Origin of the sequence: Pseudobacillus sp. 179-B 2D1 NHS, from assembly GCF_045370945.1 — a bacterium.
In the GTDB taxonomy this organism is placed as follows: domain Bacteria; phylum Bacillota; class Bacilli; order Bacillales; family Domibacillaceae; genus Pseudobacillus.
In genome coordinates this window covers 1-13,656 of record NZ_JBIQDP010000025.1, presented here as the reverse complement: position 1 = coordinate 13,656, position 13,656 = coordinate 1, and the positions used below count along the sequence as shown (strand labels likewise).

10 protein-coding genes and 1 pseudogene are annotated in these 13,656 nt (G+C 42.5%); all 11 read left to right on the top strand.

Annotated features, from left to right (window positions below; all coding sequences use genetic code 11):
• The first annotated feature begins 230 nt into the window (after positions 1-230).
• Positions 231-1,430 (top strand): MFS transporter, encoded by a 1,200-nt coding sequence (locus ACH0BF_RS19805; RefSeq protein WP_406910124.1) that lies wholly within the window; start codon positions 231-233, stop codon positions 1,428-1,430.
• 88 nt (positions 1,431-1,518) lie between these two features.
• The gene (locus ACH0BF_RS19800; RefSeq protein ID WP_406910123.1) at positions 1,519-3,450 is read left to right on the top strand and encodes a sigma 54-interacting transcriptional regulator; all 1,932 of its coding nucleotides are present in this window, start codon (positions 1,519-1,521) and stop codon (positions 3,448-3,450) included.
• 199 nt (positions 3,451-3,649) lie between these two features.
• Positions 3,650-4,624: a hydroxyacid dehydrogenase gene (locus ACH0BF_RS19795; RefSeq protein WP_120034387.1), complete on the top strand. Its 975-nt coding sequence runs from the start codon at positions 3,650-3,652 to the stop codon at positions 4,622-4,624.
• Between the two features lie 67 nt (positions 4,625-4,691).
• Positions 4,692-4,880 carry a DUF3311 domain-containing protein gene (locus ACH0BF_RS19790; RefSeq protein ID WP_120037899.1) on the top strand — a complete coding sequence of 63 codons (189 nt, stop codon included), beginning with the start codon at positions 4,692-4,694 and terminating at the stop codon, positions 4,878-4,880.
• Between the two features lie 2 nt (positions 4,881-4,882).
• A complete protein-coding gene (locus ACH0BF_RS19785; RefSeq protein WP_406910122.1) occupies positions 4,883-6,367 on the top strand; it encodes a sodium:solute symporter family protein in 1,485 nt (494 codons plus the stop codon).
• A 62-nt stretch (positions 6,368-6,429) separates the two neighbouring features.
• The gene (locus ACH0BF_RS19780; RefSeq protein WP_406910121.1) at positions 6,430-8,094 is read left to right on the top strand and encodes a thiamine pyrophosphate-dependent enzyme; all 1,665 of its coding nucleotides are present in this window, start codon (positions 6,430-6,432) and stop codon (positions 8,092-8,094) included.
• Between the two features lie 66 nt (positions 8,095-8,160).
• A complete protein-coding gene (locus ACH0BF_RS19775; RefSeq protein WP_406910120.1) occupies positions 8,161-9,339 on the top strand; it encodes a Glu/Leu/Phe/Val family dehydrogenase in 1,179 nt (392 codons plus the stop codon).
• A gap of 92 nt (positions 9,340-9,431) precedes the next feature.
• On the top strand, positions 9,432-10,865 hold the full coding sequence (locus ACH0BF_RS19770; RefSeq protein WP_120034381.1) for an amino acid permease: 1,434 nt from the start codon (positions 9,432-9,434) through the stop codon (positions 10,863-10,865).
• 101 nt (positions 10,866-10,966) lie between these two features.
• Positions 10,967-12,409 carry an aldehyde dehydrogenase family protein gene (locus tag ACH0BF_RS19765; protein ID WP_406910119.1) on the top strand — a complete coding sequence of 481 codons (1,443 nt, stop codon included), beginning with the start codon at positions 10,967-10,969 and terminating at the stop codon, positions 12,407-12,409.
• A gap of 56 nt (positions 12,410-12,465) precedes the next feature.
• On the top strand, positions 12,466-13,503 hold the full coding sequence (locus ACH0BF_RS19760; RefSeq protein WP_406910118.1) for an aromatic ring-hydroxylating oxygenase subunit alpha: 1,038 nt from the start codon (positions 12,466-12,468) through the stop codon (positions 13,501-13,503).
• Positions 13,504-13,546: 43 nt separating this feature from the next.
• A pseudogene (locus ACH0BF_RS19755) lies at positions 13,547-13,656 on the top strand (ferredoxin--NADP(+) reductase); the annotation flags it as partial.

The following is a 13,656-nucleotide window of genomic DNA, read 5'->3' as shown; positions in this document are numbered from 1 at the left end:
TAGGCATTGTCGATGAAGACGTTGAAGAGGTTTAGGCTCTGTATGAGGAGAACCAGAGTAAGTGAGTGCAGGTTGCTGCCAGCTAGTAAAGGGTGGTTTAGCCAGGTCATTTTTTTATAAGGGAAAGGTAAGACAGAAGAAAAATTGCTATTAGACACAGAGACCTATTGGCTCTTATAATTAAAATTAAAATATTTTAAATAATTTAACAATAGGTAAAGGAGAATTTAATGGAACAGTTGGCAGCGGAAACAAATAAGGGAATGCCAAAAAAGAGTTATTCGCTTATGACGCTTGTCTTTTTTTGCAGCGGGCTATTCATTGTATCAGCTCTTTTTGTAACCATCCCACTTAATCCGGTGTTTATGGCTGAATTTCATCTTACGGCAGAAAGAGCCGCATTAGCGACGAGTGTGTGTTCGTTATGCTATGCACTTGGGACAGTTTTCTTCGCGCCTTTTTCTGATCGGTACGGGCGAAAACGAGTGATTTTGTTTGGCTTATTTGCACTGGTGATTATTTCACCAGTGATAGGCCTGCTAAATAACTATGAAAGTATTCTTTTATTTCGAGGCATTCAAGGGTTTATGGCTGCTTCGTTTGCACCAACTGCGTTAACTTTCATTACAGAGCTGTATCCTTCTAAAAAAAGGGTAACGGCTATTGGTTTTATCAGTGCTGGATTTTTAATGGCAGGAATTATCGGGCAAATATACAGTAGCGTGATCAATGACCTGTTTAGCTGGAATTACGTGTTTTATATATTTGGATTAGTGTATGTCGTAATGGCGCTGGCATTTTATACGGTTGTTCCAGAAGGCACTGCTTTCCCATCTGGGAAAAAGAAATCTATTGGCGGGGCTTTTGCTAGTGTATTATCTCAACACTTCTTTCGTCTTTGCTATTTTATTACCATTCTGTTGTTATTAAGCTTTGTAGGGATGTATACCACACTGGAGAACTATTTGCGCGAAGCTTATGCGCTGGAGGCTACACAGATTTTACTCGTTAGGTCAGCTGGAGTCATCGGCATGATGCTCGCGCCGTTTGGTGGCAGACTTGCTTCGCGATTCGGAACGTTTCCATTGATGCGGAGCGGTCTCATTTCAGCAGCGCTAGGCCTTTTTTGTATGGGGATTTCAGGAAATCTCTTCCTGATGATAATAATGAGCATTGTCTTTACAGCAGGAATTTCCGTTACCGTTCCTGCACTGATTTCGCTGCTCGGCCAACATGGAGGCAGAGAAAAGGCAGCGGCCATGTCATTATATTCTTTCTTTTTATTTATCGGATCAACGATCGGGCCGATAATTGCCGTGTTGCTTATGAAAACAGAGAATTACGTGCTGGCATTTGAAATGCTAGCTGTTTTACTAGCCAGTGGTTTTTGTATTACATTTCCGCTTGCTAAACAGGCAGCAAAGCGATAGGGACTGCTTGTTTTGCTGTTACAAAAATAAACAGTTTCGCGCAGGCCTTGTAGTGTGCCTGCGCGAAGCTTTTTTAGGGGGGAGTATTTTGATTAAAATAAAACTGGTTGTTCCGCGTAAAGGCTACATTAAAGAGGCATTTGAGCGATTTGAGGAATTTAACCAGCTGGAGGAAAGAGAAAATCAACATGGGAAAATGGCAGAAATTGAGCTGGAAGAGGTAGTAGTGGCTGCCCACAAGATTGCAGAATTAGAATTGGATGCTGATGTTATCATATCAAGGGGATTAATGACAAAGCTTTTAAAAGAACATAATGAATTTATGCCAATTGTGGACATTCCAGTGCAAGGGATCGACTTGATTCGCTGTTTGTCCGACTGCAAGGCACGCTTCGGGAGAAAGAAAGTGGCTGTGATCGGTGCTCTTAATATGATTTACGGAGTGGAAAATCTGGCGGATATCGTTGACTTGCCGATTCAGTCTTATATTTTGGAAGACATAGAAAAATCAGCGAGTTTAGTAGACTTAGCTGTCAATGAAGGCTGTGAGATCGTAGTGAGCGGATTGAGCACTACTGAATATGCAGAAGCCATTGGTTTGGGGGCCGCTATTGTAGAGACAGGAAAGGAGTCCTTCCGGCAGGCTTTAATTGAGGCAAAGAGGCTGGCACTCGTCAGTTTGAGGGAGCAGGAAAAAGCTGAACGCTACCAGACCATTCTTAACCATGCATATGAAGGGGTAGTAGCCATCGATTTAAAAGGAGAAATTTCTGTTTTCAACACGGCAGCCCGTGAAATTCTGGCCATCTCCGAGAAAAATTTAATTGGACAGTCTATCTACGAGGTTTTGCAGAAAGGAAAGTTCAGGGATTTGCTGCTCAATGAAGGCGATTATCATGAGGAGATTGTTTCTTATCAGTCTGTACAATTGTCGGTAAAAAAAGTTGGAAACTTTCTAAAAGGAAAGAAAGTCGGTAATATGGTTGCTTTTCAAGACGTGACCGGCATTCAGGAAATGGAAGGGAAAATCCGTAAAAAAATTTATTCCCGTGGACACGTAGCAAAGTACACATTTGCAGATATTCTGTTTTGCAGCACGGAAATTGAAAAAACAATTGAGACGGCGAAGCGTTACAGTGAAGTGGACTCCAATATTTTAATCATCGGGGAAACAGGTACAGGAAAAGAAATATTTGCTCAAAGTATCCATAATCACAGCAGGCGGAAGGGCAATCCGTTTGTAGCGATTAACTGTGCAGCTCTCCCTGAAGATTTGCTGGAAAGTGAGCTGTTTGGTTATGCAGAGGGTGCTTTTACAGGAGCAATGAAAGGCGGAAAGCAAGGTTTTTTTGAACTGGCCCATCGGGGAACGATCTTTTTGGATGAGATTGGAGAAATTTCCCCAAAGCTTCAAAGCCGGCTGCTCCGCGTGCTTCAGGAAAGGGAGATTATGCGTATCGGAGACGACAAAATTATTCCGGTCGATGTGAGGATCATTGCAGCTACGAATAAAAATCTTATTCATATGGTCAAAGCTAGTGACTTTCGCGAAGACCTCTATTATCGCTTAAGTGTATTGGATCTTAACCTTCCGCCTCTTCGAGAGCGCAGGGAAGATATTCCGGTGCTAGTCAATGCTTTTATCGGCAAATCCTTTCCAGGTCATACACATCCTATGATCACTGAGGCAGCTTGTCAAAGGTTAAGCGAAGCAAGCTGGGAAGGAAACGTGCGCCAATTGCAAAACTTTTGTGAGAGGTTAATGGTTCTTTGCAAAGGAAGAATCATTGATATATACGACATTGAAAAATACCTGCCGGATACAAATGAGGAAAGAGAACGTCCATTCCAGGAATCAAAGAGAAATGTTGCGAGGGCATCCTCGGTGTCTGAGCGTGAACAAATTATGCAGGTATTGAAAAATTGTCATTATAACAAAGGGAAAGCGGCAGACGAATTGGGAATGAGCCGTACAACTTTGTGGAGAAAGATAAAACAGTGGAACATTGAAACGAAATGAAACATTTTGAAACGAAATGATTCGCAGTGAAACATTTTGTTAAAAAGTTATATGAGGCATCAATCATACAAAACGGCTTTCTATCAAAAAAAATGGATTTTTGAAAATTGGCACAATTTTTGCAAATACATATATAAAAGGGTGAACAAGATGTTAATAAAAAAATGAATCATCATCTCAACATGAAAGAGGGGAAAATGTGAGCTATCTAGTGTATATTCCTCAAGATATTGAAGAAGCGGGAAAAAATTATTTACTCGAAAGGGGATACAAGCTTAGAATAGGTTCTAATTTGTCACAACAAACCCTTGAAGAAGAAATTAAAGATTGTGATGCCTTGTTAACAAGATCAATCGCTATCATTAACAAAGAGGTCATTCAGTCAGGGAAGAAGTTGAAAGTGATTGCTAAGTATGGAGTAGGCTTGGACAATATTGACGTAAAGACAGCTACAGAGAGAGGGATTTATGTAACGAATACTCCAGAGGCAAATGCAAATACAGTTGCTGAGCATGTGATGGCATTTATTCTAACTCTGTCCAAACAATTGTTATCAGCCGATAAAGAATTAAGAACTGGCAACTATGGAGTTCGTCATCTGCTGTCCAGCATGGATCTTGAGGGGAAGACATTAGGGATTATTGGCTTGGGAAGAATAGGAAAACTATTGGCACAAAAGGCAGCCAAAGGTTTTGGCATGAAGGTTATCGGTTATGATCCTTATTTAGCTGCAAGTACGAGTTCGGATTTGGACATTGTGACAGACTTGGAATGGGTATTTCGAAATGCTGATGTGATTAGCTTACACCTGCCATTAAGTGAAACAACAAAAGAAACGATAGGAAGCCGGGAGTTTTCCTGGATGAAGCCGTCTGCTTATTTTGTTAACGCTTCCAGAGGAGGCATCGTAAGGGAGAAGGACTTAATCGAGGCTTTAACAACTGGTAAGATTGCCGGAGCAGGAATAGACGTATTTGAAATAGAACCGCCTGATAGAGACAATCCGCTTTTTCAGCTGGAAAATGTAATTGTGAGCCCGCATAGCGCGGCACTGACGAAAGAAGCCTCTGTACGGATGGCCGTTCATGCGGCAATGCAAGTAGATCAAGTACTTAGAGGAGAAAGGCCCGACTGGGCCGTTAATGATTTACTAAATAAGGAGATATCAATATAACGGACGAAAATAGTTTCTTCGCAGCGGCTAAGTAAATAATTTTATGGACAATAAGGACGGTGAGCAGATGAAAAAGCTGGTTTATTTAACAAGTACGATACCGGCACTTGGTTCGCTTGTTGTAATTAATCGGGTAGAACCCTACGTACTTGGAATGCCGTTTGTACTTTTTTGGGCCATTTGCTGGGTCTGCCTGACATCGTTGTTCTTAATTATTACGAACAAACTGGATCCTGCCAATAAGGAGGAAGAATAAATATGAATACAGCCCTTTTGGTTATTCTTTTCTTTCTCATTTTATGTATCTGGCTGGGGCTTCGAGCGCGTAAGGGAAAGAATATGAGCCTAGAGCAGTGGGCTGTCGGCGGACGCGGCTTTGGAGGCATTATCGTTTTTTTCTTAATAGCAGGCGAAATGTTTACAACCTATACATTTTTAGGAGCGAGCGGCGGTGCTTATAGGTCAGGTATTCCACCCGCTTTATATGCTTTCAATTGTTTTTACTTTGTAATCGCTTACTGGTTGCTGCCGCCAATCTGGAAATATGCTAAGGAAAATAATGTGATATCCCAATCTGATTTTTACGACAAAAAGTACACCAGTCCGGCATTAGGTGTTCTTGTAGCCATCATTAGTGTAATTTCTATCATTCCTTATTTAATTATGCAACTAAAAGGATTAGGGATTATTGTATCGGAAACTTCTTATGGCTCTATCTCCCCGAATATGGCCATCATGGTAGGCGTGATTGCGATCACGATTTATGTCACCGCTTCAGGTATGCATGGTGTAGCCTGGACGGCCGTTATCAAGGATATTATGATTTTGGCAGTTGTGGTCTTTATGGGAGTGTACTTTCCGCTTCATTATTACGGAGGCTTGCAGCCAATGTTTGAAGCGATCGATACAGCTAAAGATGGGTTTCTAGTCTTTCCAGAGGAAGGGTTGAGCGTTTCGTGGTTTATTTCTGCCACGATCATGACGGCGCTGGCATTCTATATGTTTCCTCATATGCTGGCGGGAGTGTTTTCTGCCAAAAGTCCAAAATCACTTCGCTGGAATGCCGGAATCATGCCAATTTATCAGGTAATCATCATTTTTTCACTACTTATCGGTTTTTCAGCCATTCTGCAAGCTCCAAATCTGCAGGGGGCCGAAGCAGACTTGGCTTTATTTAAAATGGCAAAGATGTCGTTTGATCCCTGGTTTGTCGGTGTCATTGGAGCTTCGGGAGCAATGGCAGCGCTAATTCCAAGCTCGTTAGTACTAACAGCAACAGCTACTATTCTTTCTAAAAATATTTATAAAGTATGGAAGCCGGATACATCGGATGTCCAGCTGGCAAGGTTAAGTCGAATATTGGTGCCGATCATTGCATTGGTGACTCTTTACTTTACCTTTAATGGCGGAAACTCAATTTTTACATTGTATTTAATGGCTTACAGCTTCATGGCACAATTATTCCCGGCATTGTTTTTCAGTTTGTGGAAAAAGAACCCGGTTACTGTACAAGGAGCTTTTGCTGGAATGATTGTTGGGATTTTGATTGTCGTCTATTCCACAATCTCGGGCACAACGCTAGCTACACTATTTCCAACATCCCCGCAAGTAATTAAAGATCTTGACGTAGGATTGGCTGTGCTGCTCATTAATGTCGCGATTACACTTGGGGTAAGCGCTATCACAAGAAAGCCCTTCATTAAGAAAGAAACAAATAACGATGTAACTGATGTAGCAAACTGATCAACTACCTTTAAAAATTTAATCATTATCATTTACTAGAGATAGAAACAGGAGGAGTACCTATGAAAGTTAGTGGAGGCAAAGCAGTTGTAGATGTCATGGTGAAAGAAGGAGTAAAGAAAGCTTTTTGTGTACCGGGAGAAAGTTATCTCGGTGTTATGGATGCACTATATGAGCATCCTGAAATTGAGCTGATCTCCACTCGTCACGAGGGAGGGGCCTCTTTCATGGCAGAAGGGTATGCCAAAGCATCCGGCACGATAGGCGTTTGTATGGCAACAAGAGGAGTAGGAGCTACAAATTTGGCGATTGGCATTCATACAGCTGCCCAAGACTCTACACCATTAGTGGCACTTATTGGCCAGGTAGAACGGCCTTTTAAAGAAAAGGAAGCTTTTCAAGAGGTGGATCTGGCCGGTTTTTTCAGTCACCTATGCAAATGGACAGTAGAGATTGACCGAGTGGAAAGAATTCCTGAATTGCTGCACCGGGCATTTCATATGGCACGCTCAGGACGACCAGGGCCGGTTTTAGTGGCGCTGCCGCATGATATGTTGGAAGACGAAGCCATCATGGCTGAATATTCAACTTACCTTTCCAGCCGACCGCGTGCACATGTAGATGAAGTGGAACGAGTAGTAGAAGAAATAAGCCAAGCAAAGCGACCGATTTTAATGGCAGGAGGCGGTGTTATCCATGCCAAAGCACAGTCGCTGCTCGTACAGTTTGCTGAAAAAATGAATCTTCCTGTAGTAACGGCTTTCCGCCGATTTGATGCCTTTCCTAATACGAATGCCTGCTATGCAGGATGGCTCGGATTCGGAACACCAAGCAGCTTGCTTGATGAAATACGGGATGCGGATGTGGTCATCGCTTTAGGAACACGCTTTTCTCAGGTAGGCACTCAGGATTATACATTGCTGTCAGAACAGACAAAATTGATTCATATCGATATTTGTCCGGATATCTTTGGAAAGGTGTATCTTCCTTCTATAGCCATCGAAGCAGATGCAAAAAGCTTCCTGGAGATAGCATTAGAGGCTGCTGAATCAAAAACGATCCGTACAGATAAAGAAAGAGTTGAACAATTGCATGTGGCCTATATGGACTTTTCGGAAACAAAAGCAGATTATACAGAGAAGTTTACAGATATGGATGGATTTATGCATGATATTGTTGCCCAGCTTCCAAAGGATACAATTATTACAAATGATGCTGGAAACTTCTTTGGCTGGCTTTCCCGTTACTACCGGTTTGAAAAGGAAAATACGTATGTCGGACCAACATCCGGAGCAATGGGATACGGACTGCCTGCAGCCATTGGGGCGAAATTGGCCCATCCTGACAGGCCTGTTGTATCCTTCTCGGGAGACGGCGGTTTTATGATGACGATGCAAGAGATTGAAACGGCTGTGCGATATAAAATTCCTGTGATAGCGATTGTCGTGAACAATAACATTTACGGAACGATTCGCGCTCATCAGGAACTCCATTTCCCGGATCGAATGATTGGGACGGATTTAACAAATCCGGATTTCGCTGAAATGGCCCGTTTATTTGGAGCCCATGGAGAAAAAGTGGAAAAGAACACTGAATTCGTACCAGCATTGCAGCGAGCCATGGCTTCTGGAATGCCTGCTGTAATAGAAGTAGTTACTAACCCTGAAATTATTTCTGTAAGCCAGGACAAGACAAAAGTACAAGAGAAACTCGTATCTAGTAATTAATCCAAACAGGAACGTTGCCTTTCAAACGATTATCACTTTTTAAAAAGACATTTAGGGGGTTTCATAATGACAAAACCATATTTAGTTGTAGAGTGGAATGATACAGAAACAGATGCAAAAGGATGGCTTGTTGTCCATAATTTTGTAAAAGGCTATACCGGCGGCGGTACGAGAATGCATCCAACGGTAACAAAAGAAGAGGTTGAAAGATTAGCTGAAGCGATGGCTTATAAATATGTAGCCTGTGAATGTGGAACAACGGGCGGTTGTAAAGCCGGCATTGCTTATGATTACAAAGCACCGGATGCCTATGCAGTATTAAGAAGATTCTTGATTGCGATGATGCCTTATATTGATATCGGTGTATCTTTGGGAAGTGATTTAGGCACTAAATATGAAGACGTGCTTAAAGTATTCAATGAATTCGGCATTGATATTCCTCTTACAAAATCAATGAAGAGAAATCCAGATGTTCTGCAAGGAATAAAGGACTTTGATGAACTATTAGGAACAAGAATTGAGGGGTTGCTTCTAAATGATGTAGTAACGGGGTATGGTGTGGCATTTTCCGCAGATGAAGCTTGGAAGTTTAAAAATGGAAAAGAAGATGCAAAAGTTGTCATCCAGGGATTTGGCTGTGTAGGAGCAAGCTGTGCGTTGAAAATGTCTCAGCTAGGCTATAAAGTCGTTGGAATTTCCGATGCAAATTTGCTAGTAACATGTGAAGAGGGATTGGATATCCAGAAGCTGATTGACCATAAAAACATTTACGGTGAAATGGATCAAGCTTATTTCGAGCCAAACTACGCTGTAAGACCGAATACAGAATGGCTAAATGTAGATTGTGATATATTGATTCCTTCCGCTCTGGAAGATGTTATCAACGCATCTAATGCTGAAAATGTAAAAGCAAGCCTGATTGTCGAAGCGGCAAACATTCCGATTTCTGCCGAGGGAGACGAAATCGTCAAGCAAAGAGGGATTGATATCGTAAATGACTTCGTCGCCAACCTGGGAGCAATCCGATTTTACGATGCAGTTATTTTTGGCCTCGTTGACCCAAATCCGCAAGCTGTCATTGATGATATTGAAAAGCTGTGCCGCAAAAATACGAATCGCTTGTTTACGGAAGCAAAAAATCAAAACAGATATCAAAGAGAAGTGGCTTATGAAATTTTTAAACCAACGATTAGCGATTTATTAGAGTATGAAGAGCCGAGCGAAACAGTAGCTGCCCAGAAGTGAAGATTAATTTCCGAATAATGTAAATATTGAAAATAATGATTCATTTTCCAGAGTGTGGGAGCACGCTAACGGTTAGAAACGGGGGGAATATAATGCACACAGAACAAGGGAACCAACCAAAAGAATTACAGCGTTCGATGAAGAGCCGGCATTTATTTATGCTTTCCTTAGGTGGGGTCATTGGCACTGGTCTTTTTCTAGGATCGGGTTATGCCATCGGTGAAGCAGGCCCTGCAGGGGCCATCGTAGCTTATTTAGTCGGTGGTTTATTAATGTACCTAGTAATGGTCTGTCTCGGCGAATTATCAGTCATCATGCCGGTATCAGGTTCTTTTCAAGCCCATGCTGCTCGGTTTATCGGACCGGCTACCGGATTTGTTATCGGCTGGACGTATTGGATGAGTTGGGCCCTTTACGTCGGTCTGGAGTTTATAGCGGCAGGTTTGCTCATGTCCAGATGGTTCCCTGATACGCCCGTGTGGGTATGGTGTACAGTTTTTGCCTTACTCTTATTTGGTATCAACGCTTTGACAACGAGAAGCTTTGCAGAAACAGAATATTGGTTCTCAGGAATTAAAGTGCTTACCGTTATTTTATTCATTGTTATTGGCGGGGCTGCCATGTTTGGGATCATCCCGATGGAAGGAAATCCTGCGCCATTCCTGACTAACTTTGTCGGTGACGGATTATTCCCTACCGGATTTACCGGCATATTTATTTCGATGATGACAGTTGTGTATGCCTTCCAAGGATCAGAAATCATGGGGGTGGCAGCCGGGGAAACAGAAGAACCGGAGAAAAACATTCCGCGGGCGATACGGAGCATCGTTATCCGCATATTGCTTTTCTACGTTCTTGCTACTTTTGTTCTTTCCGCCATTGTTCCATGGAAAGAAGCAGGTGTATTGGAAAGTCCCTTCGTTACTGTATTCGAAATGACAGGCATTCCTTATGCGGCTGACATTATGAACTTTGTTATCTTAACAGCAGTTCTTTCAGTAGGAAACACAGGATTGTTTGCTTGTACGAGAATCCTTTTCTCACTTTCTCAAACCGGAATGGCACCGGCTGCATTTGGAAAGGTTAATCGCCGCGGTGTTCCGATGAACGCTTTGCTTGTCACTCTTGTTTTTGCCTTGTTGTCTTTGCTTACTAGTGTAGTAGCAGAAGAAACATTGTTTGTGGTGCTGCTTGCCATCAGCGGGGTTGGAGGAGTACTTACTTGGATGGCCATCGCTTTTGCCCAGTATCGATTCCGCAAGCAATACATTAGAGAAGGTGGAAGGGTTGAGGATTTAAAGTTTAAAGTTCCTTTCTTCCCGTTCGTACCGATTCTTTGTCTGATCATGTGTACAGGTATTTTTGTGTTCACTGCTTATGATCCGACACAGCGCACTTCGTTATATTGGGGCTTCGGCTTTGTTGCTGTTTGTTATCTCTTCTACTATTTCAAATTTACGAGAAAAAAGGCGGAAGCACCTGCCTTAACAACGACAGCCGAACAGCCTGATAAATTAGCTCCATAAAAAGCAGGTGTGAGGGGACTCTTCAGCCTCATGATAAAAGGAGTCCCTTTCAAAAGAATGATAATTTAGCAGCAGAAAAATAGATTATGGGAGGAGAACACATGCGTTATTTAAACTACATTAATGGTCAATGGAAAGAACCATCTACAGGAGAATATAGAGAAGATCTTAGTCCGCATAACGGAGAGAAGCTTGGGGAGTTTCCTTCCAGTGCAGCATCGGATTTACATGAGGCAGCAGTTGCTGCAAAAGAGGCGTTTCCTGCCTGGAAAAAGCTTTCGTTTCAACAACGCGCTTCTTATTTGCAAAAAGCGGCCGCTATTTTAAAAGCCAATATACAGGAAGTAGGGCGGGACCTTATAAAAGAAGAAGGAAAAACATATACGGAAGGAATGGGCGAGGCTAATCGTGCAGTCAGCATTCTTGAGTACTTCGCGGCAGAAGCAAAGCAGCCGCTAGGGCAGGTCATTCCTTCAGCCAATGCAGAGACCTTTTTATACACATCACGCACACCGCTCGGGCCAGTTGGGCTGATTACACCATGGAACTTTCCAATTGCTATTCCTGTGTGGAAAATGGCACCGGCTCTCATTTACGGAAACACAGTAGTTATTAAACCAGCTGATTTGACACCAAAATCAGTCTACCACGTGATGAAAGCATTCGATGAAGCTGGCCTTCCAGCGGGCGTTGTAAACTGTGTGTTTGGCAGAGGTTCTGTGATCGGTAATGAACTAGTGAAGCATCCGGCTATAAAAGCTATTTCTTTCACTGGGTCTAATCAGGTGGGCCGGGAAATTCAAAGGCAAGCTATTGAAAGCGGAAAGAAAGTACAGATGGAAATGGGCGGAAAAAACCCGCTTATTGTTTTAGAAGATGCTGATCTAGAGAGAGCGGTCGAAATTGCTGTGGGCGGTGCTTTTAAATCGACAGGACAAAAGTGTACAGCAACGAGCCGGGTCATTGTGGAAGAAGGAATTTATGAAGCGTTCCGTGATCGTCTTATCGAGCGAACAAAACAGTTAAAAATCGGCGATCCTCTCGATGAAACAAATTATATCGGGCCTGCTGTGTCAAAAGCACAGCGCGATGGAGTCATGGAAATGATTGAAGCGGGGAAAGCAGAAGCTTCACTTTTATGTGGGGGAGAAATCCCGGCTGAAGAGGAGTTACAGAACGGCTTCTATGTTCAGCCGACCGTATTTGAAAACGTTCCGCAAGATGCCCGCATTGCCCGTGAAGAGATTTTTGGACCGGTCATCGCTTTGTTTAAAGTGAAAAATTACGAAGAAGCAGTAGAAATGGCCAATGATACTGAATATGGCTTGAGTGCGGCAATCTGTACAAATAATTTAACACTAGCACAGCGCTTTGTTGAAGACGCCGAGGTGGGGCTGGTACACGTGAATTCTGAAACGGCCGGAACCGAACCGCAATTGCCGTTTGGCGGCAACAAAAACTCAAGCACCGGAAGCCGTGAGCAAGGGAAAAGTGCGATTGAATTTTATACCGAAGTAAAGACAGTTTATATGGATCGTATGTAGTCCGCAAGAGAAATAAACATTTTAATTGATTATAAATGATGAGAGGGGCCTTTATTATGACAGCAACAGAAAAATTAGAGTTTAATTCTACACAACCTTATTCACGTTATGTGGATCCAGCGGTGTTCAAAGAAGAAAGAGAAAAGATATTTTCTAAGAATTGGATTTTCATTGGTCATGCGAGCCAGCTGGCAAAGCCGGGTGACTTTCTGACGATGGATGTGGCGGGAGAGCCAATCATTGTAACACATGATAAAGATGGTGAATTGCGTGCTTTTTATAATATTTGTCCACACCGTGGAATGAAAGTGGAGCAGAAGGATCAGGGCAACAAAAAAATATTGCAATGTAAGTATCACGGCTGGACATTTAAATTAGATGGGAGTGTCAACCGAGCACCTAACTTTAAAACAACTGAGCTGGGAGCACACAGCTGTATGAAGTCAGTTCGTTTGGAGGTACATCATTCCTTAGTTTTCGTTAATTTGGATGAGCAAGCACCATCGATGTCAGAAGCTTATCAAGAGTTTTTAGGAGAGATGGCGAAGTTCTCCTTCTTTGATTCAGTGAAGCTGATTAGAGAAACACGCCGTGTTGTAAAGGCAAACTGGAAGGCCGTTGTTGACAATTATCTTGAGTGCGATCACTGTGCCATCGCTCACCCGGGATTTGCTAAGTCCTACGACTTATCGAATTTCTGTACAACGGCACACGATAAATTTACTCATCAATATATGGCAGCCAGTAAAGGTGCTGACGAAAGTGAGCTTGCTCGCTTTTACTGGATCTGGCCGAATATGATGATCAATGTCTATCCGGGAGATGGCAATGTTAACACGATTCAAGTTGTTCCTTTGGATGAAGGCACTTCACTTGGAATCTACCGGGATTATTCAATTGATGAAACGGCTACAGCAGAGAAAGAAGAATATTTCAAATTTGTGGATCAAGTAAGGCTGGAAGACTTTGAACTAGTGGAAGAGCTACAGAAAGGCTTGGGCTCCAAAGCATTTGCAAACGGAATCTTTTCTCCAACTGAAAATGCGGAGGAATATTTTCATCAACTTGTTGACGTAGCCTTGAAGAGCGAATAATCGACTAATAGTTGAGATTGATTAAATCGGAGGATAAGAACATATGGACCAAGGTAATAAAATGTATGACATCACAATTATCGGGGGAGGGCCAGTAGGATTATTCACCGCTTTCTATGCGGGAATGAGACAGATGTCTTGCAAGATCATTGA

What these genes read in the sequence shown, in the direction of transcription:
- ACH0BF_RS19805 (WP_406910124.1), top strand. Translation starts at nt 231, where the DNA reads ATGGAACAGTTGGCAGCGGAAACAAATAAGGGAATGCCAAAAAAGAGT.
- ACH0BF_RS19790 (WP_120037899.1), top strand. Translation starts at nt 4,692, where the DNA reads ATGAAAAAGCTGGTTTATTTAACAAGTACGATACCGGCACTTGGTTCG.
- ACH0BF_RS19785 (WP_406910122.1), top strand. Translation starts at nt 4,883, where the DNA reads ATGAATACAGCCCTTTTGGTTATTCTTTTCTTTCTCATTTTATGTATC.
- ACH0BF_RS19780 (WP_406910121.1), top strand. Translation starts at nt 6,430, where the DNA reads ATGAAAGTTAGTGGAGGCAAAGCAGTTGTAGATGTCATGGTGAAAGAA.
- ACH0BF_RS19775 (WP_406910120.1), top strand. Translation starts at nt 8,161, where the DNA reads ATGACAAAACCATATTTAGTTGTAGAGTGGAATGATACAGAAACAGAT.
- ACH0BF_RS19770 (WP_120034381.1), top strand. Translation starts at nt 9,432, where the DNA reads ATGCACACAGAACAAGGGAACCAACCAAAAGAATTACAGCGTTCGATG.
- ACH0BF_RS19765 (WP_406910119.1), top strand. Translation starts at nt 10,967, where the DNA reads ATGCGTTATTTAAACTACATTAATGGTCAATGGAAAGAACCATCTACA.
- ACH0BF_RS19760 (WP_406910118.1), top strand. Translation starts at nt 12,466, where the DNA reads ATGACAGCAACAGAAAAATTAGAGTTTAATTCTACACAACCTTATTCA.